The sequence below is a fragment of the Aquificaceae bacterium genome, from assembly GCA_037722135.1.
GTDB lineage: Bacteria > Aquificota > Aquificia > Aquificales > Aquificaceae > Pampinifervens > Pampinifervens sericum.
The window spans coordinates 1-25333 of the sequence record JBBKAW010000068.1; the positions used below are offsets into that span (position 1 = coordinate 1).

At 44.0% G+C, this 25333-nt stretch carries 26 protein-coding genes and 1 tRNA gene; 18 read left to right on the top strand and 9 right to left on the bottom strand.

Annotated features, from left to right (window positions below; all coding sequences use genetic code 11):
* Positions 1-10: 10 nt before the first annotated feature.
* Positions 11-83 (bottom strand) — tRNA-Pro (locus WKI49_04770).
* Positions 84-1379: an amidohydrolase gene (locus tag WKI49_04775; GenBank protein ID MEJ7621809.1), complete on the bottom strand. Its 1296-nt coding sequence runs from the start codon at positions 1377-1379 to the stop codon at positions 84-86.
* Here WKI49_04775 and WKI49_04780 point away from each other — a divergent pair.
* From WKI49_04780 to rpmI, 7 genes are read left to right on the top strand one after another with little or no spacing between them, the layout of a single operon-like run.
* Entirely contained in the window at positions 1378-2106 is a 729-nt protein-coding gene (locus WKI49_04780) for a C4-type zinc ribbon domain-containing protein (GenBank protein ID MEJ7621810.1), read from the top strand. The two genes, WKI49_04775 and WKI49_04780, sit on opposite strands and share 2 nt — an antisense overlap.
* Positions 2090-3199, top strand: coding sequence for a rod shape-determining protein RodA (gene rodA / locus WKI49_04785; protein ID MEJ7621811.1), 1110 nt, complete (start codon positions 2090-2092; stop codon positions 3197-3199). Before WKI49_04780 ends, rodA begins: the two co-directional genes overlap by 17 nt.
* Complete coding sequence (gene hemW / locus WKI49_04790) at positions 3192-4295, top strand: radical SAM family heme chaperone HemW (GenBank protein MEJ7621812.1); 1104 nt, start codon at positions 3192-3194, stop codon at positions 4293-4295. The genes rodA and hemW overlap by 8 nt, the downstream gene beginning before the upstream one ends.
* A complete protein-coding gene (locus WKI49_04795; protein ID MEJ7621813.1) occupies positions 4292-5551 on the top strand; it encodes a M48 family metalloprotease in 1260 nt (419 codons plus the stop codon). Before hemW ends, WKI49_04795 begins: the two co-directional genes overlap by 4 nt.
* A gap of 12 nt (positions 5552-5563) precedes the next feature.
* On the top strand, positions 5564-6694 hold the full coding sequence (gene argJ / locus WKI49_04800) for a bifunctional glutamate N-acetyltransferase/amino-acid acetyltransferase ArgJ (protein ID MEJ7621814.1): 1131 nt from the start codon (positions 5564-5566) through the stop codon (positions 6692-6694).
* A 32-nt stretch (positions 6695-6726) separates the two neighbouring features.
* Complete coding sequence (locus WKI49_04805; GenBank protein MEJ7621815.1) at positions 6727-7245, top strand: TlpA disulfide reductase family protein; 519 nt, start codon at positions 6727-6729, stop codon at positions 7243-7245.
* 32 nt (positions 7246-7277) lie between these two features.
* Positions 7278-7481, top strand: coding sequence for a 50S ribosomal protein L35 (gene rpmI, locus WKI49_04810; GenBank protein MEJ7621816.1), 204 nt, complete (start codon positions 7278-7280; stop codon positions 7479-7481).
* A gap of 249 nt (positions 7482-7730) precedes the next feature.
* Here the strand turns inward: rpmI and WKI49_04815 are convergent, their stop codons facing one another.
* The gene (locus tag WKI49_04815; protein ID MEJ7621817.1) at positions 7731-8450 is read right to left on the bottom strand and encodes a (2Fe-2S)-binding protein; all 720 of its coding nucleotides are present in this window, start codon (positions 8448-8450) and stop codon (positions 7731-7733) included.
* A 53-nt stretch (positions 8451-8503) separates the two neighbouring features.
* The gene (locus tag WKI49_04820; GenBank protein ID MEJ7621818.1) at positions 8504-9832 is read right to left on the bottom strand and encodes an FAD/NAD(P)-binding oxidoreductase; all 1329 of its coding nucleotides are present in this window, start codon (positions 9830-9832) and stop codon (positions 8504-8506) included.
* A 201-nt stretch (positions 9833-10033) separates the two neighbouring features.
* Between WKI49_04820 and ilvB the strand changes: the two genes are divergently transcribed.
* Genes ilvB through WKI49_04850 form a run of 6 tightly spaced genes read left to right on the top strand, consistent with a single transcriptional unit; the run spans position 10034 to position 15985 of the window.
* Entirely contained in the window at positions 10034-11788 is a 1755-nt protein-coding gene (gene ilvB, locus WKI49_04825) for a biosynthetic-type acetolactate synthase large subunit (protein ID MEJ7621819.1), read from the top strand.
* Positions 11789-11800: 12 nt separating this feature from the next.
* Positions 11801-12376 (top strand): acetolactate synthase small subunit, encoded by a 576-nt coding sequence (gene ilvN / locus WKI49_04830; protein MEJ7621820.1) that lies wholly within the window; start codon positions 11801-11803, stop codon positions 12374-12376.
* On the top strand, positions 12373-12678 hold the full coding sequence (locus tag WKI49_04835; protein MEJ7621821.1) for a nucleotidyltransferase domain-containing protein: 306 nt from the start codon (positions 12373-12375) through the stop codon (positions 12676-12678). The genes ilvN and WKI49_04835 overlap by 4 nt, the downstream gene beginning before the upstream one ends.
* On the top strand, positions 12675-13121 hold the full coding sequence (locus tag WKI49_04840) for a hypothetical protein (GenBank protein ID MEJ7621822.1): 447 nt from the start codon (positions 12675-12677) through the stop codon (positions 13119-13121). The genes WKI49_04835 and WKI49_04840 overlap by 4 nt, the downstream gene beginning before the upstream one ends.
* A 21-nt stretch (positions 13122-13142) precedes the next feature.
* Positions 13143-14603, top strand: a complete 1461-nt coding sequence (locus WKI49_04845; GenBank protein ID MEJ7621823.1) for a leucyl aminopeptidase — start codon at positions 13143-13145, stop codon at positions 14601-14603.
* Positions 14600-15985: an FAD/NAD(P)-binding oxidoreductase gene (locus tag WKI49_04850; protein ID MEJ7621824.1), complete on the top strand. Its 1386-nt coding sequence runs from the start codon at positions 14600-14602 to the stop codon at positions 15983-15985. Before WKI49_04845 ends, WKI49_04850 begins: the two co-directional genes overlap by 4 nt.
* A gap of 155 nt (positions 15986-16140) precedes the next feature.
* Here the strand turns inward: WKI49_04850 and pdxA are convergent, their stop codons facing one another.
* Entirely contained in the window at positions 16141-17103 is a 963-nt protein-coding gene (pdxA, locus tag WKI49_04855) for a 4-hydroxythreonine-4-phosphate dehydrogenase PdxA (GenBank protein ID MEJ7621825.1), read from the bottom strand.
* 21 nt (positions 17104-17124) lie between these two features.
* Between pdxA and WKI49_04860 the strand changes: the two genes are divergently transcribed.
* Complete coding sequence (locus WKI49_04860; GenBank protein MEJ7621826.1) at positions 17125-17544, top strand: CoA-binding protein; 420 nt, start codon at positions 17125-17127, stop codon at positions 17542-17544.
* Positions 17545-17546: 2 nt separating this feature from the next.
* On the opposite strand, the gene proB is transcribed toward WKI49_04860, so the two are convergent.
* A complete protein-coding gene (gene proB, locus WKI49_04865) occupies positions 17547-18608 on the bottom strand; it encodes a glutamate 5-kinase (GenBank protein MEJ7621827.1) in 1062 nt (353 codons plus the stop codon).
* A 20-nt stretch (positions 18609-18628) separates the two neighbouring features.
* Between proB and kdsA the strand changes: the two genes are divergently transcribed.
* Positions 18629-19411, top strand: coding sequence for a 3-deoxy-8-phosphooctulonate synthase (kdsA, locus tag WKI49_04870; GenBank protein MEJ7621828.1), 783 nt, complete (start codon positions 18629-18631; stop codon positions 19409-19411).
* On the opposite strand, the gene purF is transcribed toward kdsA, so the two are convergent.
* On the bottom strand, positions 19369-20760 hold the full coding sequence (gene purF / locus WKI49_04875; GenBank protein ID MEJ7621829.1) for an amidophosphoribosyltransferase: 1392 nt from the start codon (positions 20758-20760) through the stop codon (positions 19369-19371). The genes kdsA and purF overlap by 43 nt on opposite strands.
* A 38-nt stretch (positions 20761-20798) precedes the next feature.
* On the opposite strand from purF, the gene WKI49_04880 reads away from it, so the two are divergent.
* From WKI49_04880 to WKI49_04890, 3 genes are read left to right on the top strand one after another with little or no spacing between them, the layout of a single operon-like run.
* Entirely contained in the window at positions 20799-21527 is a 729-nt protein-coding gene (locus WKI49_04880; GenBank protein ID MEJ7621830.1) for a 50S ribosomal protein L11 methyltransferase, read from the top strand.
* The gene (locus tag WKI49_04885; GenBank protein ID MEJ7621831.1) at positions 21524-22846 is read left to right on the top strand and encodes a M23 family metallopeptidase; all 1323 of its coding nucleotides are present in this window, start codon (positions 21524-21526) and stop codon (positions 22844-22846) included. Before WKI49_04880 ends, WKI49_04885 begins: the two co-directional genes overlap by 4 nt.
* Positions 22843-23502: a lysophospholipid acyltransferase family protein gene (locus WKI49_04890; GenBank protein ID MEJ7621832.1), complete on the top strand. Its 660-nt coding sequence runs from the start codon at positions 22843-22845 to the stop codon at positions 23500-23502. Before WKI49_04885 ends, WKI49_04890 begins: the two co-directional genes overlap by 4 nt.
* Before the next feature lie 167 nt (positions 23503-23669).
* Here the strand turns inward: WKI49_04890 and WKI49_04895 are convergent, their stop codons facing one another.
* Together WKI49_04895 and dnaJ are read right to left on the bottom strand one after the other, a co-directional pair.
* A complete protein-coding gene (locus WKI49_04895; protein MEJ7621833.1) occupies positions 23670-24053 on the bottom strand; it encodes a helix-turn-helix transcriptional regulator in 384 nt (127 codons plus the stop codon).
* A complete protein-coding gene (gene dnaJ, locus WKI49_04900; protein MEJ7621834.1) occupies positions 24050-25192 on the bottom strand; it encodes a molecular chaperone DnaJ in 1143 nt (380 codons plus the stop codon). The genes WKI49_04895 and dnaJ overlap by 4 nt, the downstream gene beginning before the upstream one ends.
* Positions 25193-25333 lie beyond the last annotated feature (141 nt).

Here is a 25333-nt window from a genome sequence, read left to right on the forward strand (position 1 = left end):
AGTATTCACATCGGGGTGAGGGGACTTGAACCCCTGACCTCCTGCTCCCGAAGCAGGCGCTCTGCCACCTGAGCCACACCCCGTTAGGATAGAATTTTACTCTTTAAAAAACCTTGTATTTTCTCCTTCCACTTGTTGGCAACGAAGAGAACCTCTTCTTGGTCTATGGTTTTTAGCTCTCCCTTTTCCATCAAGACTTTTCCTTTGCATATGACCGTGTCTATGTCTGAGGACTTTGCGGAGTATACGAGCTGGGCAATTGGGTCATAAAGGGGTTGTAGATGAGGCTTGTTAGGGTCAAGGAGTATAAGGTCTGCGTCGTATCCTACCTCAACCCTTCCTGCTTTTATACCTACCGCTCTAAAGCCTTCTTCACTTGCTATTCTAAGGGCGGTTCTTGCATCCATTGCCTTTGCGTCAAGGTTTGCACCCTTTTGCAGTTTTGCCATAAGGCTTAACTCTTCAAGCATATCAAGGTTGTCATTGGAAGCAGGTCCGTCAGTGCCGAGACATACATGAATGCCTCTTCTTATATAGTCGCTTATGGGTGCTATACCAGAGGCGAGTTTTAGGTTGCTCTCAGGACAGTGCAAGACCTTTGCACCCTTCTCCTTTATCATTTCCCTTTCTTCCTCTGTGGTCCATACTACATGAGCCATCAAAGTCTTGTCTGTAAGTAGACCGAGACTGTATAGGTGTTCCACAGGTCTTTTGCCAAACTTTTCTAAGGATGCGTCCACTTCTTGTTGGGTTTCCGCTACATGGATGTGAATGTATACTTCCTCTTCAAGGGCAAGCTGGAGGGTTTTTCTCAGGGTGTCTGGAGAGCAGGTGTAGACCGCATGAGGACAAAGGGTTGGGAATATTAGCTCTTGTCCTTTGAAGTCTCTTATAAATTCTCTTGCCCTCTTTAGGTATTCCTCTTGAGTTTTTGCCACTCTTGTGGGAAAGTCAAGGATACCAAAACCAAGCCCTGCTCTTATTCCAGCCTTTTGGGCAACTTCCGCTATGCTCTCCTCAAAGAAATACATATCCATAAACAGGGTTGTCCCTGAGCGTATGGCTTCCGCAATTCCTATAAGTGCACCGTCCCTTACAAATTCCGGAGATACAAATTCACCTTCCAACACCCATATAACCTTCTGAAGCCAATCCATAAGGGGAAGGTCTGCACCCAGACCTCTCAGTAGGCTCATGGATATGTGCGTATGCATGTTAGCAAAGGAGGGATAGAGGACTTTACCTTTTGCCTGTATAACATACTTTGCAGGAGACTGTATATCTTCGGAGATTTCCACTATCTTGCCATCTCTTACAGCCACATCCACATACTGGTTCTTCTCTGCTAAAAGGGCGGACTTAATTAGAAGGTCAAACATGGCTTATATTATATTCTTTGTGAAGGCGGACATACTTAAAAAAATGCTAAGGCTTCAACAAGTAGAGCTTGAAATACTAAGGGTGCAAAGTGCTCTCAAAAAGGTTCTATCTCAAATATCAGAAGTGAGCGAGAAGATAGAAGAGCTGAAAAAGCAAAGAGAAGGTGTGGAAAAAAGCATAGAGGGTCTAAAGGCGGAGATAAAAAGGCATAGAGAAGCCATCCAAGAGTGTAAGGAGGGTGCGAAAAGGGCAGAAGAGAGACTAAGCTTAGTCAAAAGGGCGGAAGAATACAAGGCACTGCTTAGGGAAAGGGCAAAGAATGAAGATTGTGTTATAAAGCTCACCAAAAGCCTAAAAGAGCTTGAGGAAAAACTAAAAAAACTCCAGAAAGAAAGGGAAGATAAAAAACTCGTGAGAGAGCTACAGGACTTAGAAGAAGAGCTTTCGGACTTGAGATATTCCCAATCAAGGCTCACAAACAAGTTAGATGAGTTAACAAAGGAATTTCAAAAAATAAAGGAAGGCACAGAGCCAGACGTGGTCCAAGAATACGAGGTCCTAAAGAAAAAACACGGCTTGCCAATAATACTTCCCATTGACTCCTTTGGTGCTTGCACCCACTGTGGGACAAAACTACCATCCGCTCTTTATTCAAGGCTAATCAAGGGAGAAGTGGCAGTCTGTCCAAGCTGTGGAAGGCTTGTATATTATGAAGAGGAAACTTGAAGATATCCTAAGGAGCTACGACCCATACCTCTTGGTAGCCCTTTTCCTCCTTTGCCTAATAGGACTTTTAGGCATATACAGTGCCACATACAGAGGAGGTCCTTCTCCACTTTTTATAAAGCAAAGCCTTTATCTTGTAGCTGGTTTGTTAGTGATTTTTATCTTCTCAAGAATAAACTTTAGAACCATTTACGATACTGCACCTGCGATATATTTCCTCAATCTTTTTCTTCTCATTCTCGTGCCAATTTTAGGGAAAACGGTATATGGAGCAAAAAGGTGGATTGACCTCGGTCCTGTTAGTATACAACCTTCAGAGTTTATGAAGTTTTCCCTTTTGCTTTTTGCTCTATACACGCTCAGTTATATGAAAAAACTCATAAGTAAGGAAGGTCTTATACTTCTTATGGCTTTTTCCATGCCTGCGGTTTTAACACTAAAACAACCAGACCTTGGCACTGCGGTAATATATGGTGTGATAGTAATTCTCCTCCTATTTCTAAAAGGGCTTAGTCTTAGATACTTTATAATCGCTGGCATCTTGTTGATTTTTATGTCTCCAATTTTCTGGCACTTTCTAAAAGACTATCAGAAAGCTCGCATACTCGCGGTTCTTGACCCATACCGAGATTATCATGGTAGTGGCTATCAGCTAATCCAGTCTGTTATAGCGATAGGTTCTGGTGGCTTTCTGGGAAAGGGCTTTTTGCAGGGCACACAGGCACATCTTCTCTTTCTTCCAGAAAAGCACACAGACTTTATATTCTCCGTTATAGCGGAGGAGTTGGGTTTTATAGCCGGATTTTTACTTTTGGCTTCCCTCCTTGTTATATTTTATAGGCTGGTTTACCATGCCATAGACAACCCTCATCCTACAGAAAAGTTGTATCTTGGGGCTTTTGCTGGACTTTGGCTCTTTCAAACTGGGGTAAACCTTCTCATGACTATGGGATTAGCTCCTGTTGTAGGTGTGCCTCTACCCTTTGTAAGCTATGGTGGTAGTAGTATACTCACCTTTTCTCTGTTTATGGGTGTAGCCTTTTCCATTATTAGAGAGAATAAAAACAGACCCATAAGGTTTGAGCATGGTTAAGGCTCTATACTTTCACATTCCCTTTTGCTCTCATAAGTGTCCTTACTGCGACTTTGTTTCTGTAGTAGAGCCTGTGGTAGAACCAAAAGAGTATATGCACTTTCTTTTAAAGGAGCTTGAGCTATACAAAGATTTGAGCATAAAAGCTCAAACCCTCTACTTTGGAGGTGGAACGCCTTCCCTTATAGAGCCAGGGGTTTATGAGGTATTCCTTGAGCGACTTAGCAGTTTCTTGGACATATCCTCTGTAGAGGAAATTACCCTTGAATGTAATCCAGAAAACTACTCCTATGAAGACTATAAAAGGCTAAGGCGGTTGGGTTTTAACAGAATAAGCATTGGAGTGCAGAGTCTAAGAGAGGAAGGTTTAAAGGCTCTTGGTAGGCTTCACTCTGTAGAAGACTCTATTAGGGCAGTTGAGCTTGCACACAAGGCTGGTTTTGAAAACATAAACATAGACCTCATATACGGCTATCAGGGGCAAAGCCTAAAAGACCTACAGCATGAGCTAAAAGCCCTAAAAGACTTACCTATAAGCCACGTATCCTTTTATCTCCTAACACCCTATGAGGATACTCAATTTGGCTTTCTGTATCAAAGAGGACTCCTTGAGCTTCCGGATGACCACATTATAGCGGATATGTATGAGCTTATATGTGAAAATCTTGAGGATATGGGTTTTTTGCAGTATGAGGTCTCCAACTTTGCCCTCCCTGGGTATGAATGCAAGCACAACATGGTCTACTGGACTCATGAAGAGTTTTTAGGTCTTGGTGTGTCCGCATGGAGTTTTGTAGAAAGGCTGAGGTTTGGAAATACGAAAAATCTTAGGTTGTATGTAGAAAGAGTTAGAGGGGGTCAAAAGCCAGTGGAGTATGAAGAAAGGCTTGAAGGTATAGACCTACTTTATGACTACCTTTTTACCGCACTTAGAACCACAAGAGGTGTGGAAAAAGAGATTTTGTCCGAGCTACCTCAAGGTCTTGAAGAGTTCTTTGTAGAAGAAGGGCAGAGGCTAAGATTAAACAGAAGGGGTATGCTTCTTATTAACGAGGTGTTGTGGAGGCTCAGAAAGGTTATATTATTAAAGACATGAAGGTTTTTGTCGTCCTTCTTGTCTTTTTGTTTCTTGGTTGTGCGGACGTGTCTGCAAGAAGACCTATTTTGAACCTTTTACCTGAAAGCAAGGAAATAGAGATAGGTAAGGCTTACGTTCCTTACGCTATTGAGGAGTTTGACGGTCTATATCCAGATAGGGAAGTGCAGGAGTATGTAAGAAGTGTGGGGATGAGATTAGTCAAACACACAGAGAGAAAAGTGCCTTACGAGTTTTATGTGGTTAATTCCTCCCAGATAAATGCCTTTGCACTTCCCGGTGGTCCTGTTATGATAACGAGGGGGCTTTTGCTTAGGTTAAACTCTGAAGCTGAGCTTGCGAGCGTCTTGGGACATGAATTGGGTCATATAAACGCAAGGCATCATGCGAGGTTTCTTGAAAAGCAGTTTGGCTTAAGCTTGCTCCTCAATATAGGTGCTCTATTCGTGGCTGACAAACCCTATGGACAAGCTTTGCTCCAATTTGGACAGATAGGTGCTGGTCTTTTGAGCCTAAAGTTTAGCAGAGACCAAGAGAGGGAAGCGGACCAGCTTGGCATCCTATACACCTACAGAGCGGGTTATGACCCAAATAGTATCATAGGCGTCTTTGAAATGTTCAAATCTATGGAAAGGGGTGGTAGACCTCCAGAGTGGCTTTCCACACACCCTCTTCCAGAAACAAGAATAGCAGAAGCCAGAGCATATATACAGAGACTGAGACCTCAGGGTGCTCTTGTGCAAGACACGGAAGACTTTCATAGGATAAAGAAAAGGCTCAAAAGGACTCAACCTTCCTTTGAAGAGTTTGAAAAGGGTAAGAGAGCCTTTGCTAACAATAACCTAAGGCTTGCTCTTGAGCATTTTCAAAGGGCGGTGGAGTTATATCCAGAAAACTACATGGCAAGAGCGTATATGGCTTATGTGCTCGCCAGAGGTCAAAGACTTGATGAGGCGGAAAGACACTCAAAAAGAGCTCTGGATACAATGCCAGATGTTTTTCTTACCAACTATGTGTATGGTTATGTGAAGTTTTTGCGTAGAGATTATAGGGAGTCTCTGGAACATCTCAAAAAGGCTAACAGTCTTATACCAGACCATGCAAGCACGCATTACTATTTGGGTAGGAACTACGAAGTTTTAGGGCAAAGGTCAAGAGCCATAGAACACTACAGAACCGCCCTTGAGCTATCTCAAGGAAAAGCGGAATGGGCATCGGATGCCAGAGAAAGGCTAAGAAGACTCGGTGGGATGTGATAGAATTTTCCTATGGATATTCTTATGGGTGTTGGACGGGCGGGGTTAAAGTCGGGGGGAAAACCTGACCTCCTTGTAGTATTGCTTCCTCAAACTTGCACTGCCTCCTTCCTTTTTACAAAAAATCACTTTAAATCTGCAAGTGTTCTCTACTCTCAAAGGGTTTTTAAGGGAAAAGTAAGGGCGATGGTGATAAACAGTGGAAACGCCAACTGTGGAGTGGGCAAGGAGGGGCTAATTCATGCGGAGCTTATGGCAAAAAGAGTAGCGGAAAGGTTGGACCTTGAAGAGGATGAGGTCTTGGTTTTTTCCACAGGCGTCATAGGAAAGCCTATGCCTATAGTTGATGTTTTGAATGCCATAGACTCTGCCTGCGGACTTCTTGAACCCCTTGACCTAAAAAGGGCGAGCGAAGTAATCTCAACCACCGATAGCTTTCCCAAGTATGACTTTGTAAAAAAGGGTAAACTTGAAGCCTTCGGTTTTGCGAAGGGGGCAGGCATGATACATCCCAACATGGGGACTATGCTTGCCTTTGTGTTTACCAACGCAGACCTCAGGGAAGATATAATAGAAAGGCTTCATAGAGACATAAACGAACGAACCTTTAACTCTATTAGCGTGGATGGTTGTATGAGCACCAACGATAGCTTTGGACTTATAAGCCTTGGTCTCATAAAGGAAGATTTGCAAGCGGTTAGCGAAGTAGTAGAAGAGGTTTCACTAAATCTTGCCAAAAAGATAGTCCAAGATGGTGAGGGTGCTACCAGGGTTATAAAGGTTCATGTAAAAAACGCCTCCATACAGCTCAAGGCAAGGCTTATTGCTCAGGCGGTAGCAGTCTCAAACCTTGTGAAAACTGCCATATTTGGCAAAGACCCAAACTGGGGAAGGATAGTGGCTGCCGCAGGCTCAACCCCCTTTCCCATAGACCAGTTTAAGCTAAAAGTTTACATGGGCAACCACCTGCTGTATGACGGAAGAGTCCACCCAAAGGCTATAGAATCTGCAAAAAGATATCTTGAGGAATCTCAAGAAGTGGAGATAACCCTTGACCTTATGGAAGGCAAAGAGAGCTGGACCTACTACAGCTCAGACCTTACCTACGATTATGTGAGAATAAATGCGGAATACACAACTTGAAAAATGCTAATAATTTGCTAAATTAATTTATCATGATTAAGTCTCTTCCTTATATACTCGCAGGCTTCCTCATATCTATGCTGTTGATTTTTGGACTCAGACAAAAGCAAGAAGAAGTCCTACAAAACTCCTACAGACCGCCGGTGGAACAAAGCTTACCAGATTTTACCTTTAAAACCCTTGATGGAAGAGAGTTTAGACTATCTGAACTTCACGGGAAGGTAGTCCTTGTAAACTTCTGGGCAACTTGGTGTCCACCTTGCAAAGAGGAGATGCCTATCTTTGAAAGGGAATACAAGAGGTGTAAAGACAAGGGCTTTGAAATACTCGCAGTAAACATGGATAGCTCAGAGAGCAACCTGCAAAAGTTTTTAAAGGAAAACAACTACTCCTTTCCCATAGTCCGACCTTCAGAAGACCTCCAAAAGGAACTAAAGCTAATGGGTTTCCCCACCTCATACCTTCTTGATAGAGAGGGTAAGATTTATAGAATAAGGCTTGGAGTTTACAGAGAGTTAAAAGAAGACCTCAAAAAGCTCCTTGGGTGCTAATTGTGGTATAATCTTTAGCCGGAGGTTTTAATATGGCAAAGGTTAAGATGAAAACTAACAGGTCCGCAAAAAAGAGGTTTAAGATAACCGCAACGGGAAAAATAAAGAGGCAAAGAGCAGGTGGTGCACACTACAACACCCACAAGGCAAAAGACAGAAAAAGAAGACTAAGAAAGGCAACCCTTGTCCACCCAAGCTGGGAAGACAAGGTAAAGGGAATGCTGAAGGAGTTTTAACTAAAGAGACCTTTCCATAGACCTCTTGCTCACTCCTCATACCTTTTGGCAGTGTTTTCTTTTCTTTTATTATCCTTCCATCGGTTGAGGTAAACCTCTTTTGACACCGTATTTTATCTGAAGGCGATTGTAACATCTCCATAGCCCCCTCCCCACTATGACTACCTGAGATTTTTGTCTCTTTTGTGGTCTTGCATAAACCACCAGTGGTGCGCTCAAGCCAAAAGCTACAGCTCCTCCTATCTTCTGTTAACACCTGACCACTGCTTGGACATATTTATCCACCTCCATAACAATACATTTATCCACTAACTCTCTGGCTTTTGCAGTGGAGCCATACTGTTGTCTCAATTCTGTTCTGTAGGTGTCAAAAAACTGTTTAAACTGGTCTTTGCCCAAAACGCCAACCGCATAAAAGTTTCCATCTTCTTCCTGAAGCACTATGGAGGCAAGAGGGAAGTCCGCAGGACCGTCTATTACGCTACCCCCTGCCTTAGGGTCATACAGAGCAAGATGAGCACAGCACTGGATTATTCCAGCCTTTTTTGTGGTTTCTGAGGGTGTGTCCGGTGGATAGTAGTTTATAAAAGAATACTGAGGAGTTGGATAACTCCACTGGTGGGCACATATGGCGGAGTAGGCAACTATGCTTTTCTTTGAACCAACGCCACCGGTCCACTGGTAGCTTTTGCCGTCTTTGAGCTTTATCTCTAAGGGTGGGACTTCTTCTCCAAGATTGAGTAGATAGCAGGGGGTAGAAGCGTAGGGGTAGAAAAATATGTAGTTTACATGAGGCTTTATATCTTCTTCCCTTAGAGGAGAGCCATCTTGTTTTACCAAGAGTGCCTTTTTGTATGCTTGAAACATACCATCCTTTTGCTGGGCGAGTGCCTGAGAGAAAAAGCTAACGTCTATCATAGAAGCTATAGCTACAGTTCCACAGGTTTTTATAAAATCCCTTCTGTCCATCTTTCACACCTCCTTAGATGTAATAACTTTTGCAGTAGGATGCACTAAAAACATTATGAGAACATGTCCCTGTATATGGCTCTTGCCCATTCGTATGTTGCCTTTGCGAGAGCTTCTGACCTTTCGTTTATGCTTCTGGCTCTTGGGACTATCCTGTTTTCCTGTTTATTGTATTCGTAGGTCACATTTATAACTATAGCTTCTTGTGGAGAGCCGTTAACCATAGAGTAGCATGTGTTGTCTGGTAGTGCAAGGGGTGCTTCTTTGCCTGCTATTCTTGAAGCTATAATCTTTGCCACTATCTTTCCTTGTGCGTTTGCCTGGTGGCCACTCTTGGGATATGCGGTTCCGAGAGCTGGAGAGATAACGTCTCCCACAAGGAACACTCTTGGGTCTGCCTTTGCTTGGAAAGTAAGTGGGTCTTGGTCTGCCCAACCTGTAGGTTTTCCTTCTTTGTCCTTTGCTATAAGGTCCGCCATCCATACGAGCTCACCAGCCTGGTGAGGTGGAGATATGTTAGCATCTGTAAACTTAAAGTCTCCTGCGGTGGTCTTTATGACCTTATTTACTGGGTCAATCTCCTTTATGGAAGCCCTGGGCACATACTCAATAATGCCAAGATATACCTCTTCAAAGGCTGCTCTAAAACCTGGTCCCTTGGGTGCTATGTCTTCCTTAGGGTCAAGGACTATAACCCTACCGTCAACCTTGTTTCTCTTGAATACCTCTGCTATCATACAAGCTCTTTCATATGGAGCTGGTGGACACCTGTAGGTCCCTGGTGGGACCACTATGATAAAGTCTCCTTCTTCAAATTCGTGTATCTTTCTCTTAAGAGCCAAATGTTCAGAGCCGGGTATATATGCAGGAGGGAAGTTGACCTTGGTAAGCCTTGCGAGTTCTCTGTTATCTCCAAACCATGCGGAATAGTTATACCTTATGCCTGGTGCCAAAACAAGATAGTCGTATTGTATATACCCTTTTGTGGTGTATACTCTTCTCTTGTCCCTTTCTATGGCAATAACCCTATCGTTCATAAAGGTGTAGCCATATTTAGATGCAGGTTGGAGATAATCGTGTTGTAGAAAGTCTAAACTTACAAGGTCTGCAAGCCAAGGGTTAGATATGGGACAGGAGAAAAAGACAGGTCTTTGTTCTATGAGAATTACCTCTATGTTTGGGTTTTCCTTTTTTAGATACTTTGCCACCGTTAAACCAGCCCATCCACCACCACATACAACCACCCTGTTGCCCTTTGGTGGTGGCATTAGGGCTTCTATTTTGACCACCCTTTCCGCCGCTGCAAGGACAGGTTGTGAGGAAACACTCAGAGCAACTGCTCCTACTCCTGCAGACTTCAAAAGCTCACGTCTTGTAATCATGCTTTACCTCCACCGTGTATCTTGCATGAAATAATACTCTTTGTAGACGGTGCTTGCAATAAGAAATTATTGAAGAGGATATAAGCGGATTTTATTTAAGAAAGTTCTTATAGGCTTATATCACGAGAAGATACACTTAACAAAATTTAAACACTTGCGTATATTTTATATCTTTACATACTTTAAAAACGGAGGTTTGAAATGCCAAGAAAGGGTGCGGACATTGTTATAGAAACCCTCAAGGAAGAAGGTGTGGAGATTATCTTTGGTCATCCCGGTGGTGCCATAATGGAGGTCTACGATGCCCTATATAGAGATGGAAGCATAAGGCACATCCTTGCAAGACACGAGCAAGGTGCAGGGCATATGGCAGAGGGTTATGCAAAGGCAACGGGCAAGGTGGGTGTTGCCATGTCCACTTCTGGACCAGGAGCTACGAATCTGGTAACCGCCATAGCGGATGCCTATATGGACTCTGTGCCCGTGGTATTTATAACAGGGCAAGTCCCCACCCATCTTATAGGCAACGACGCCTTTCAGGAAGTGGATATTGTAGGCATAACAAGACCTATAACAAAACATAACTTTTTGGTAAAAAGAATAGAAGACCTGCCTCTCATACTTCGCCAGGCTTTCTACATAGCAAGGACTGGAAGACCAGGACCTGTGCTCGTGGACATTCCCAAAGACATAACACAAAAGCTCAGCGATGTCTTAATTCCTTCTCTTGAGGAAGTAAAGGAATCACTTCCCGGCTACAGACCCCACCTTGAGGGTAATCTTCAGCAGATAAAGAAGGCAGCAAAGCTAATAATGGAAGCCAAAAGACCAGTCCTGTATGTGGGTGGTGGGGCGGTCCAAGCGGAAGCACAAAAAGAGTTGGTGGAACTTGCGGAGCTAATGAAGATACCAGTAACCACTACCAATATGGGTAAAGGAGCCTTTCCAGAGCTTCATCCTTTGGCTCTCCACATGCTTGGAATGCACGGCACATATTATGCCAATATGGCGGTATACAATTGCGACCTACTTATAGCGGTAGGCGCGCGCTTTGATGACAGAGTTACAGGAAAGGTAGAAGAATTTGCTCCTCAGGCAAAGATAATCCACATAGACATAGACCCAGCCTCTATCTCAAAGAACATAGTGGTGGATGTGCCAATAGTGGGCGATGTGAAAATAGTCCTAAGGAAGCTCCTTGAGGAAATAAAGAGAGAAGGTGCAAAGCTCTATTTTCCAGAAGAAAGGCAAAAATGGCTTGAGCGTATAGAGGGTTGGAAGAAAAAGCATCCTCTCACCTATAGAAAATCCAACACGGTTATAAAACCCCAGTATGTAATAGAGCAAATATACGAGGCGACAAAGGGCGACGCCATAATTTCCACAGGTGTGGGACAGCATCAAATGTGGTCCGCAATGTTTTATAAGTATTCTTTCCCAAGACAGTTTATAAACTCCGGTGGACTTGGAACTATGGGTTTTGGTCTGCCTGCCGGCATAGGTGCAAAGCTTGGAAGACCCGACAAGGAAGTGTTTGTAATAGATGGTGATGGCTCTTTTATGATGACCATGCAGGAGCTTATAACTGCGGTGCAATACAAAGTCCCAGTGAAGATTGCCATAATAAACAATGGATATCTTGGTATGGTAAGGCAGTGGCAAGAGCTATTCTATGAGAGAAGATACTCAGAAGTGGACCTTTCCGTTCAACCTGATTTTGTAAAACTGGCGGAAGCCTGTGGTGCGGTAGGCTTTAGGGCGGAAAAACCCTCAGAGGTGAGAGAAATAATAGAAGAGGCTCTCAAAATACAGGATAGACCAGTTGTGATGGACTTCCATGTGGACAGGGAAGAGAATGTGCTTCCTATGGTTCCTGCAGGAAAGTCTTACAGAGATATGATATTAGACGATGGCAAAAAGGCAATAGAGGCAGAGACCATGTATTTAGTGGGCTAAAGGAGGTAGAAGATGGCGGATACAATTGGAAGTGCGGGGCTTAATGCGGTAAAAACTCCTCTATTTAGGGAGGTAAGAAAGGGAGAAGTGCGTAAGCACATTATAACCCTTACTGTGCGTAATGAGCTTGGTGTTCTTGCTCGCATTGCAACCCTCATAGCAGGTAAGGGATACAACATAGAAGGTTTGTCGGTGGGCGAAACCCATGAAAAAGGTATTTCTCGTATGACCCTTGAGGTAATAGGTGATGACGTGGTAATAGACCAAGTGGTAAAACAGCTTAGAAAACTCATAGATACCATAAAGGTAAAAGACCTAACAGACACGCCTCATGTGGAGAGGGAGCTCGCTCTTATAAAGGTCCATACCGCCACGCCAAGGGCAAGGGACGAGGTGCTTAGGCTTGTGGAGATATTCAGGTGCAGGATAGTGGATGTTTCTCCAGAAACTTACACGGTTGAGATAACAGGAACAGAGGACAAGGTCAATGCCTTTATAGAGCTTGTGAAGCCTTTTGGCATAAAGGAGATGGCAAGGACGGGTAAAGTGGCTATGAAGAGGGAAAGCATACCTCAAGAGGAGGAATGAAGTTAAGGCTCTCAGAGGAAGAGATAAGAGCCATAAGGGAAACCGCATCCGAAGTTTTTGGCAAGGATGTGGAGATAATTCTTTTTGGCTCAAGGCTTGACCCAAACAGGCACGGTGGAGATATAGACCTTTTGGTCAAAACCTCTATGACGCCTAAGGAGTTTGTTGAGAAAAAGTTTGAGTTTATATACAAACTTTGGCAGAGGATAGGACAGCAGAAGATTGACGTGGTTTACTATAACCCAGAAAAGGGAGAGCTACCAATTCATAGAAAAGCCCTTTCGGAAGGCATAAAGCTATGAAGGAAGAACTTCTATACTATCTTGAAGCCTGTAGGAGAAATGTGGAATTTTTGGAAAAACTTGAAGAGAAAATTTCTCACTTGTTTCCTTTGAAAAGCTACTACGATACGGAAGTTGAGAGCAAAGTTCTCATAGACGCCTTTATATACAGAACTGCAAAGCTCCAAGAACTCCTCGGGAAACTGCTTAGAATTTTTCTGAGAAAAGTAGGCTACAATGTGGATGTTATGTATCCTATAGACATGATAAACCTTGCAGAGAAATTAGGCATCGTTGACTCCTCAAAGGAGTGGTTTGAGTTAAGGGAGCTTAGAAATGCGGTCAATCATGATTATAGTCTACTTGAAGAGGAACTGGTAGAAACTATAAATAGAATATACAGCAAGAGACATTCCTTAATCAAAATCTACGAAAGGCTCAAAGCCAAGATTGAATTAGAATAGTTATATCTCTGGAGGTGAAAGATGAGAGTATACGCAAAGGATTTTAAGGCAGAAGAAGTAAAAGAACCTATAGCTATTTTTCTCTTTGAAAACCACAGAGAGAACCTTGATTTTCTTGGGTCTCTTAAGGGGCAGGTGGAAAAAATGCTTTCTGCGGAAAACTTTAAGGGCAAAGAAGAAACTCTGGCAAAGGTTAGCCTGCTCGTGGGTGATGATGTAAGGGTCTTTTATGTGGTAGGGCTTGGAAAGAAGGAGAAGGTGGGTGAGGATAGCTACAGGATTGCCTCTGCCTTAGCCTCTAAGAGGGCAAACAAGGACAGGGTCAAAACCCTATATATATACGCTGGAAGCCTTGACTACAGGCTTAGCAAAGCAATTACTGAGGGTGCAATTCTTGGAAGTTATCGCTTTGACAAGTATAAGACAAAGAAGGAAGAGGAGAAGAACCAAAGACTTGAGGAAGTTTATATATGTGGTGCGGACCCAAAGGGGGTGGAAGTTGGTATGGTCTTTGCTCAGGCACAGAACTTTACAAGAGACCTTGTAAATGAACCCGGGAACGTTATAAACCCTATAACCCTTGCGGAGGTTGCACAGAGGGTCGCACAAGAGCATGGGCTTGAGTGTAGGGTGTATGATGAGAAGGATATACAAGAGATGGGTATGCAAGCTCTGTGGAGTGTGGGAAAGGGCTCTGCAACTCCACCAAGGTTTGTCCATATGGTATACAGACCTCAGGGTGAGCCTAAAGAAAAAATTGCCATAGTGGGTAAGGGGCTTACCTTTGACAGTGGAGGTCTTAACATAAAAACTGGAGACTATATGAGAACTATGAAGGCGGATAAGTCTGGTGCCTGTGCGGTTATAGGAATAATGAAAGCTCTTGCACAGCTAAAGCCTCAGGTGGAGGTCCATGGCATCTTTGGTGCTGCGGAGAATATGCCAAGCGGGACTGCCTACAGACCCGATGACATAATAAGGGCTATGAACGGGAAAACCATAGAGATAGACAACACGGATGCAGAGGGAAGAGTAACTTTGGCGGATGCCCTTTCTTACGCCTCAAAGCTCGGAGTGTCAAGAATAATAGACATGGCAACTTTAACGGGTGCCTGTATGGTAGCCCTTGGAGAATACACTGCAGGGCTTTTTACCAATGACGATGAGTTTGGGGATGAGATCCTTAGCCTTTCAAAACTCACGGGAGAACGCATGTGGAAACTGCCAATGGATGACAAAAGGCTAAGAGAGAAGATAAAGAAGGGTGAAGGCGATGTGCTTAACTCTGGAGGTCGCTATGGAGGTGCCATAACCGCTGCCATGTTTCTTGAGGAGTTTGTGGGCGAAGGGATAAAATGGGTGCATCTTGACATTGCAGGACCCGCACACCTAAGAGAGGAGTTCTCCTACTATTCAAAGGGTGGCACAGGCTTTGGCGTGAGGACATGCTTGGAGTATATTCTTAAACTTAGCGAAAGATGAGAGTGGTTATAGTAGGAAACGGACCAGCTTCTGCCAGTGCCATAGAAGCCTTTAGGAAGGTGGACCAGGACTCTGACATAATAGTGCTTTCTGATGAGGAGTTTCCCACATACGCACCCAACTGTATGGAGAATGTGATAAGGGGAGACATATCAGAAGAAGCCCTTTTTTATAAGGGAGGCTTTGACTTTTACGAAAGGTATAAGGTAGACTTCAGACCTAAAAAGGAGGTGGTGGGGATAGACAATAAGAGAAAGGTGGTCATAGTCAGAGGTGGAGAGGAGATACCCTATGACAAGTGCCTTTTGGCTGCTGGAGCTTACGCCTTTGTGCCACCTATACCGGGTGTGGAGCTTGGTGGAGTGACCACAGCCAAAAACCTCTACGATGCAAAGAGGATAAGGGACTGGGTGCTCTCTGGAAGAGTAAAGAACGTGGTTATAGTGGGCGCAGGACCCATCGGCGTGGAGGATGCGGAAACCCTAAGGCATATGGGTCTTGAAGTGCACGTGGTGGAGTTCTTTGATAGAGTCCTTCCAAGGATGTTGGACAAGTTTATGTCCGACAAGTACATGAAACCCCTTGAGGAGGAGGGAATACACTTTTACCTAAACCACCAGGTGGTTGCCATACACGGAGAGGATGGCTGGGTAGAGGCAGTGGAGATAAGACCCAACGGCACAGACAAAAGCAAGTTCATAAGGGCGGACATGGTTATTCTCTCAACGGGTGTAAGACCCAGGACTAACCTTGTGGCAGATACGGACATAAAGCTCCACATAGACGAAGCTACCGGTAGAGTTGTGGGTGGTATACTGGTAAACGAATACCAGCAAACCTCAGACCCAGATGTATATGCAGCGGGTGATATATGTTCTGGCATAGATGCCTGGGGAAACCACCGATGGATAGCTCTCTTTCCACCCGCACAGCAGGCTGGAGCTATAGCGGGCTTTAATATGGCAGGGCTAAAAGTTAAAAACCCAGGGCTCGTGGACTACAATGCGGTAAAGACAAGAAGTGCCACTGCAGGAAGTGGTGGGACTTTTGAAGACTCAGAAAGCTCTTATAGTTTTGAGTGGGAAGGCAAGCTGGTAAAGGTTTTCCTCAAAGAGGGAAGCGTATGCGGTTATCAGTTTGTGGGGTTGGGGAAAAACAGAACACTAAACCCAAGGAATAGATTTTTGAAGTCTCCAACTATAAAAAGCTGGTCTGAAAAACTTCTTCTTGACAGAGGGCTTGGTCTTGAGGCAAGCGGTGTGCTTTTCCATCACTTTATAAGGTTCAAAAACAGAAAATTTGACGACAAGGTTCTCAAAGCAATAAGGCTTGGTATGCTTAGGGCTTTGCCAAATCCAGCCTTTGAAGTGCCTATATTCTAAGTGTCGTAAACCTCCTTTGTAGTTATCGTATACAAGCCTATAAGCCTCCCTCATTTTCCCTTCAAGCAACTGCAAGGATATTAGGTAGAAGGTAAGGAAGGAAACTGCAAAGACAAGGGCAAAGGAAAAAGCCAAGCTGAGGCTCACCCTCTTTTTTATTCCCATACCTTTTCTGCCAACCTTTCACATAACCTGAGGGCATTAAGAGATGGACCTTCATCCGCTATACCCTTCCAAGCTATGTCATAGGCTACTCCATGGTCTGGAGAGGTTCTCACAAAGGGTATTCCAAGCGTTAAATTCACACCTTCCCTGAAGGCGAGCATTTTAAAAGGTATAAGCCCTTGGTCGTGATACATACACAGATAAACATCGTAGTTTATGTTCAAAAAGGCACTATCCGGAGATAGAGGACCTTCAACCTTGTAGCCTTCTTCCTTTAGAGCCTCTACCGCAGGTGCAATCTCTTTCATATCCTCTTCCCCTATAGCCCCCATATCACCCGCATGGGGGTTAAGACCAAGAATGCCAACTACTGGCTCAATTCCAAAAAGTCTTTTGAACTCTCTGTCTATTAGCTTTACCTTCTTAACGATGTCGTCCTTCCTTATTCTCTCTGGCACTTCTCTTAGAGGTATATGTGTGGTAAAGGGCACTACCTTTAACTTCTCTGAATACATAAGCATAGCATACTCTCTCACATTGCAAGCCTGAGCTAAAAACTCCGTTTGACCCTCATAGGAAAACCCTGCCAGCTTTGCCCAGAATTTGTTTATAGGCATGGTCAAAAGCCCTTGCAGTTTTCCATAAACAGCATCCACCACCGCCCTTCCCAAGTATGCAACCGCCACTTTACCCGAGGTTAGAGATGGCAATGGTCTATCTGTTTCGCTTATGTTTAAGTCCGCTATATATACACCAGGAGATTTAATCTCCTCTACCGTGTATATCTCTGAAAATTCAAAGTCCACACTTAGCTCCCTTTTGACCGCTTGTATTATCTTCTTCTCTCCGTATATTATGTATGCCTTTTGAGGGTCAAAGTATCTGGAAAGTCTCACTATGAGCTCAGGTCCCACTCCCGCAGGGTCGCCTATTGTTATACCGATTTTTACCATATATGTAGTATAATACTTCCCATGAAGGAACTTCATCATCCACATCAAGACGACGCTCTGCAAGTATTAAAAGAGTCAAAGGTTGTGGCGGTAGTTGGTATATCCCCAGACCCAGAAAGACCTTCATACTACGTGACCGAAAGGCTCATATCAAAAGGTTTGCACAGAGTCTATCTTGTAAACCCCAAGTATGCAGGGCAGGAGATACTGGGCATTAAGGTGCTATCCTCCCTTTCCGAAGTGCCAGAGCCCATAGACATTGTAAATGTCTTTAGAAACCCAGCACATATAGAACCCATCTTTGAGGAAGCACTTAAAGTAGGTGCCAAGTATGTGTGGCTACAACCCGGTTGTGAAAATTTAGAGGTCATAGAAAAGTATAAGGACAAGATAGGTGTGGTTTGGAACGCATGTATAGGTGTTGAGGCTGGATATTTGTAAGTTTAGAATATAACGAGCCTATCTGTATGCACCACTTCTTCAATGGAAGTTTTCAGTAAATCCTTTACCTCTTTTCCTTTTTTGCCTATAATCTTGCGAACCTCTTCCGAGCTAAAGTTTACCTTTCCCTTCCCCACAAGAAAGCCTCTTTCATCGTATAGCACTACCACGTCTCCTCTTTGAAAGCTACCTTCCACCTTCTTTATACCTGCAGGGAGAAGGCTCTTACCCTGTTTTATCGCCGTGTATGCACCCTCATCTATGTATATGGCACCCTTTGGCTCTTCAAGCATGGCAAGGGCTTTTTTTCCCTCTTTGAGAGGTTTTTCAGAGGGTTTAAAGTATGTGCCTGTAGTCCTACCTTCAAGTATATCAGGTAGGCTATCTTCCTTACCTGTTATGACCACTGGTATACCAAGCCTTACCGCTATCCTTGATGCGGTTATCTTGCTTAACATACCTCCAGTGCCAAACTGGGAGTTTACGCCCCTAACGAGGTGAAGAACTTTGTCCACATCTTCCACTACGGGGACTACCCTTCCTTCATGGTCCAGCAAACCTCCTGCGGTAGAAAAGATGACTATGAGGTCCGCTTTCATCATATACGCGGTGTGAATTGCAAGGAAGTCGTTGTCTCCAAAAAGTAGCTCCGATATGGCTACCGTATCGTTTTCATTTATAACAGGCACTATGCCAAGGGATAGCATACTGCTTAGAGCATTCTTTGCGTTTTCAAACTTTTCCTTATCCTTAAATATGTCTGCGGTAAGAAGAGCCTGACCTACCGTAAGCCCATAGTTGGAAAAGACCATGTCATATAGATGCATAAGGTAAGCCTGTCCTACTCCTGCGACCGCCTGCTTTGTGTAGAGGTCTGTGGGTCTATGAGAAAGGTTTAGCTTTTTTACTCCACAGAGCACTGCACCCGAAGATACTATAAGGGTCTTGTGACCCATATCCCTTAGCTTTTTTATATCCCTTGCAAGCCTTGAAAGGAAGCTAAGGTCTATATCTCCCTCTTGCGTTTGTATGAGGTTTGAGCCTATCTTCACCAAAAGAACCATTGGGTGTTATATTTTAAAACATGCTTATTATAGCGGGTCCATGTGTTATAGAAAGCGAAAGGGTTATTATGCAAACCGCAGAGCATATAAAAAGGCTCTCAGAGGAGTTTAGAGACTTTGAGTTTGTTTTTAAGTCTTCCTTTGACAAGGCTAACAGAAGCTCCCACAGGTCTTTTAGAGGTCCTGGGCTTGAGGCTGGGCTAAGAGTCTTACAGAGGGTAAAGGAAGAGTTTGGTCTAAAGATAACCACTGATGTGCATGAAACTTGGCAGGTAAAGCCTACCGCAGAGGTGGTGGATATAGTGCAGATTCCCGCCTTTTTGTGTAGGCAGACAGACCTTATCTTAGAAGCGGGCAGAAGTGGAAAGCCTGTAAATGTGAAAAAGGGTCAGTTCCTTGCACCCTGGGATGCAAAAAATATTGTGGAGAAGCTCAAGTTTGCAGGGGCTGTGGACTACTACATAACAGAGAGGGGTGTGAGTTTTGGATACAACAACCTTGTGGTGGACTTTAGAAGTTTGGTGATAATGAGGGAGTTTACAAAGGTTATATTTGACGCAACCCATAGCGTTCAGCTTCCCGGTGGTGCAGGAGACAGGTCTGCAGGACAGAGAGAGTTTGTAATTCCTCTAATTCGTGCCGCTGTTGCAGTGGGTGTGGACGGTCTTTTTATGGAAACCCACCCAGACCCAGACAGGGCTCTGTCTGATGGTCCTAATATGATACCTCTTTATCAGCTAAGGGAGGTTCTTGAGACGGTTCAACGCATTCTTAGTGCGGTCCCTTCCACCTCAAGGGGGTAATGGTTGCTAAAACAGGCATCGCAGAAATCCTGAGGGCTTTCCACCACAGACCTTAAGCTCTCAAGAGAAAGGTATTTAAGAGAGTCCGCACCTATGAACCTTCTTATGTCCTCCACGCTCATTCTGTTAGCAATAAGCTCATCCCTTGTGGGTGTATCTATTCCGTAGTAGCAGGGTCCTATAACTGGTGGAGACGCTATACGCATATGCACCTCTCTTGCTCCCGCACGCCTTAGCATACTAACTATCTTCTTTGAAGTAGTCCCTCTCACAAGAGAGTCGTCAATAACCACTACCCTTTTACCTTCAAGCACTGCCTTGTTGGGGTTTAACTTCATAAGCACCTTTATGTCCCTTAGCTCCTGCGTAGGTTCTATAAAGCTCCTACCCACATAGTGATTTCTAATAATACCGAGCTCAAAGGGAAGACCCTTTACCTGAGAGTATCCTATGGCAGGCACTATCCCAGAGTCGGGGACTGGGACAACCACGTCCGCCTGCACCTGGTCCTCATAGGCAAGTAGCTCTCCCATCCTTTTGCGTGCCTTGTATACCCAGTTATCAAAAACAAAGCTCTCTGGCTTTGAAAAGTATACAAGCTCAAAAATGCACATAGCCCTCCTTTCAGACCTAAGGGGAAAGTAGCTCCTTATACCCTGCTGGTCTACTACCACCACCTCTCCCGGCTTTACCTCCCTCCATAGCTCTCCACCCAATATATCAAAGGCACAGCTTTCAGAGGCAAAGAGAATGGTATCTTTTAGCCTTCCCATCAAAAGGGGTCTAAAGCCCATAGGGTCTCTTATTGCCACAAGCCTGTCCTTGAAAAGATAGATAAGGCTATAAGCACCCTTCACCCTTGAAAGCACATAAAAGACCTTTGGAAGAAGGTCTCTATCAGAGGGATGTAGGTCTATGTTTTCTGGCACAAACTCTCCCTCCTCAAGCAAGGCAAGGAAAAGCTCCGTGTCTGAGGTATGAAAGAGCCTTACACCCTTAGCTTCAAGCTCCGCCCTTAGAGGAAGGTAGTTGACCAAATTCCCATTGTGAACTACCGCACATACTCCTAAGGAAGTTTCTCTTACAATAGGCTGGGAGTTTACACCTCCAGAGTCTCCCGCAGTGGAATACCTTACATGAGCTATAGCGAGGTATCCAAACATGTTTTGGAGGTCTTCTTTTCTAATGGCTTCAAGCACAAGACCTGGCTTTTTCACTACCTTTACGCTATCGTAGTCAGAAACCGCTATACCAACACTTTCTTGTCCTCTGTGTTGAAGTGCGTATATGCCATAAAAGGCGTATCTTTCCGCATGCTGTGCGTTAAAAACTCCAAAAATTCCACACATGAGAATAATATAAGGCACAAACACTTATAATTAAAGGCATGACGCAAAAACACAAGAAGTATGTCTACAGGCTTGAACCAGAGAGCTTTTATCAGTTTCTCTTAGAGTATGGAAAGGGTGTGGAAATACTTTCAGAAGGTGAGTCCTTTGTGGAGTTTGCACTCTATGAACCCTATGAAGGGCTTGAACCCTTAGAGGTTTTTGAGGTAGAAGTCCTCCCGCCAGAAAAGGTTTTCAGAGCTCGCAGGCTGGGAAAGTTTATGGTTTTGCCTTCTTGGATAAAGCCTGTGGTTATAAGACAGGGAGTAGCCTTTGGCACAGGGCTACATGCTACCACTCGTCTCTGTCTTGGTCTTCTCCAAGAGTATTTGCAAGAGGGTTGGTCTGTTTTGGATGTGGGAACTGGCACAGGCATACTTGCCATAGCCTGCAAAAAACTAAGAGCTGGCAGGGTCCTTGCCATAGACATAGACCCCCTTGCTGTCCAAGAATGTGTGCATAACGCCAAAGAGAACTGCGTTGAGATTGAATGTAGGCATGCCAAACCAGAGGACATAAAGGAAACCTTTGACCTCCTTGTGGCAAACCTTGAGTTAGAAATATTCAAAAGGGAGCTTCCGTATCTTATGAAACTCTTCAAAAAGATTGGCATTTTTTCTGGACTTTATGGAAAAGAAGACCTAAGGGCTTTTCTTGACCTACTTGGTCTAAGACCTGCTAAAATAAAAAGGTTGGAAAACTGGTATGGCGTTGTGGTGGTGCGATGAGATACAGATATAGACTTGAAGAAAGAAGGGAAAAAAGGTTGGGACTTATAAGGCTTATAAGGAGGCTGGCAATTTTTTCTCTTGTCCTTATAATGTTCTACACACTTTTTATCTTTACAGGTGGAAAACCAAGCATATCGGAAGAAGACCTAAAGGCTCTATCCCTTATACCTTCGGAAAAAACCTTTACTCTTCGAACCAGTAAACCCATAAAGGAAATAAGGATTTACGCAGAGCAAGAAGGTCAAAAAAGGGAGATATATCAAGCAAAACTCTCAGAACCTTCAAAGGAAATAAGTTTTACCCTTAGAGCAAAGGAAACAGGTCTCAAAGATGGCAATGCAAGACTTCACGTGAAGATTTCTTCAGGCTTTTTACAGAGTAGGAGCTATTCCTTTGATGCCCTTGTAGATACCATACCCCCAAGGTTTAGCCTTGTCTCTTATCTATCCTCTCCCACACTGGGTGGAACTTCCGCCATAAAGATAAGGACGGAAGAGGAGGTTGATGCTTTCGTTCTTATAGGACAGTATGAGTATAGGCTATATCCTCTTGGTGATGGATACTATTTTGGTCTCTTTCCCATAAGGCTTGACCAGCAAGACTTGAACAGTATTACAGTAGTAGTAAAAGACAAGGCTGGAAACCGCACTCAACAAACTCTGTCCTTAAGGGTAAGGAGCGTAAAGTTTAAGGAGGACAAGATAACCATAGATGATAACTTCATAAACGGGGTTATATACCCCCTTCTTGGAGAGGAAGGTAAGGGACTTGAGCCTTTGGAAGCCTTCAAGAGAGTAAACGAGTTATGGAGACAAAGAGATATAGCAAGACTTGAGGAGATAGGCAGGAAAAGTGAGCCAAGGGTCCTTTGGGAAGGTGCCTTTTTACAACTGCCAAGGAGCAAGGTGCTTGCAGGTTATGGAGAAATAAGACACTACTACTATAATGGGCAAAAGGTCAGTGAAAGTAGGCACATGGGCTTTGACTTTGCTTCTGTGGAGAGGGCACAAGTGCCAGCAAGCAACTCGGGAGTGGTGGTCTTTGCTGGAGACCTTGGCATATATGGAAACACGGTGGTAATAGACCACGGCATGGGTCTTATGAGCCTTTATGGTCATCTTTCAGAAATTAGCGTAAAAGAAGGACAGTATGTAAAGAAGGGAGAGGTTATAGGAAGAACTGGAAAGACTGGGCTGGCACTGGGAGACCATCTTCACTTTGGCATATTGGTGCAAGGCTATGAGGTAAACCCACTTCAATGGCTTGACCCCAAGTGGATAAGAAACAACATACTTTCTGTCCTTGAGGCAAGATGAAAAGGTTAAGATATAGGATATCTGTCTTTTTAGCCCCCTTTGTGGCTTTTTTACTAAGGCTAATTCATAAAACCATAAGGTGGGACAGGAGAATAGACTACGAGCTTTACAGAGGCAAAATAATAGCTCTTCTTCATGGAAACGCTCTTGGTGTTGCCATGCTTGGCATAGATAGAGGCATTTACGCCTTGGTGAGTAGGTTTAGAGATGGGGACATTGCGGAGAAGTTTCTCCTTAGTCTTGGCTATAGGGTGGTAAGAGGTTCAAGCGAAGAGGGAAAGCCACAAAAGGGTGGAAGTGTAGGACTTCTTAGATTGATAAAGGTCCTCAAGGAGGGAAACACAGTTGCCATAACGGTGGACGGACCAAAGGGTCCCTATGGAAAGGTAAAGGCGGGTGTAATCTTATTGGCACAGAAAACAGGAGTGCCAATAATCCCAGTATATGTGGACTTTGAATGGTATATAAGGCTAAAAACTTGGGATAGGCTAATTATCCCCATCCCCTTCTCAAGGGCAAAGGTTAGGATTGGAAATCCTCTATGGGTTCTGCCAGAGGATAGCATAGAGGCTAAGAGGGAGGAGTTGGAAAAGGTCCTTTCCTCTCTTTCTTTGGGAAGATTTTCTGAGAGAGCTTTGGAGCTAAAAGAAAGCTAAAGCTACCTATCAATGCGGTAGAAAGCACCAAAGCAAAGGCAAGGGATTGGGCTGGCGCGTAAAAGCTGGCAAAAATTACAGAAAACTCTCCACGCTGGATAAAGGAAAGAGAATTACTTTTTCCTATACCCGGGAGGTCTGTCTCTCTTAATTCCATGTGTTCTATTTTACCGTTCCTTTATTAACTTGAGGATGTCCCTTCTTTCCGCTAAGACTATAGACTTTATACCTTCGTCTCTTTGATAAACCTCTGAAAACTCCCTCTGTATAAATTCTATTAGCTTCTGCACCTGCATCTCAAGCTCTTCTATCTGTTCCTTCATTCTAAGTATTATATCAATGCCTGCAAGGTTTACACCCAAGTCTCTACTCAAAGTTAGGATAAGCTCAATTCTTTGTATATCTTCTTCTGTGTAATACCTTGTCCTGCCCTTGCTTCTTGTAGGCTTTATTAACCCTTCCTTTTCATAGAGTCTTAGAGTCTGTGGATGTACGTTAAACATGCTTGCCACTACGCCTATAGTGTATAGTCTTGTCTTTTCCTTCTTCATGTTTGTCTCTCCCGAATACGTTTTGGTTCTGGTAAGAGGTTGTTAAGCTCTTCAAGGAGTTGTTTTATTCTCCTACCATCGCCAAAAAGCTTGTCCATAAAGCCCAGTTTAGGCACATCTATATGGACTCTTACAAATAGGTCTCCTTTTCCTTCCGACATTAGCTTTGGCATACCATAACCTTCTATTCTAATAGTGTCTCCTTCCTTCACTCCAGCAGGGATTTTTACCTTTACAGTTGTTCCTTCAAGCGTGGGAATTTCAAGCTCCGTTCCAAGAACCGCTTCGGTAAGCTTTAGGTTTACATCCACATATAGGTTATTGCCCCTCCTTTCAAAGATAGGATGAGGCTTTACTTTTATGGTTATAATGAGGTCTCCCGGAGGTCCTCCAAACATACCCGCATTACCCTTTCCTTCCGCAAGCACCTTACTGCCTGTATCTACACCCGCAGGTATCTTCACCTTTACCTCTTCTCTCCGAGACACCTTGCCTCTACCCTTACATACAGGACAAGGCTCTCTTATAACACCTTCTCCTCCGCATGTGGGACAGGTTTGTGCTATGGTCATGAAAAACTGTCTTTGAACCACTTCGCCCCTTCCACCACAGGTGGGACACACCCTCTCTCCCTTACTCTTGTCATAACCCAATCCACCACACGCATCGCATACCACTTCCCTAACTATAGGGATACTCACAACAGTGCCTTTATATGCCTCTTCAAGGCTAAGCTCCACTGTGTAGTATATATCTTCGCCCTTTACTGGTCTCCTGCTTTCACGCCTTCTTCTACGTGTTGCTCTTTCAAAGATGTCTTCAAAGCCGAAGCCTCTGAGAATCTCCTCAAAAAGGTCTCCCACATTTTGGAATACCACTTCTTGGTAGGCTTCACCACCGGGTTGAGCACTAAAGGCAGAATGTCCGTATTGGTCGTAGAGCCTTCTTTTTTCTGGGTCTGAAAGGACCTGATAGGCTTCGTTTATCTCCTTGAACTTCTCTTGAGCTTCTGGGTCTTTGTTAAAGTCTGGGTGGTATTTTCTCGCAAGCCTACGGTAGGCTTTCTTTATTTCTTCCTGAGTTGCGTTCCTCGGAACGCCAAGTATCTCGTAATAGTCCCTCTTTGCTGACTGTGCCATGTTAAAAGATTTTAGTCAACTTTTATAAAATTTCAAGGGGTAGCCAAAAGGTAGAAGGGTTATAGCCTTAGTGGGACTACAATAGGATTTATAGTTTATAATAGTCAACTATGCTAAAAGAATACAACCCGTATCTTGAAT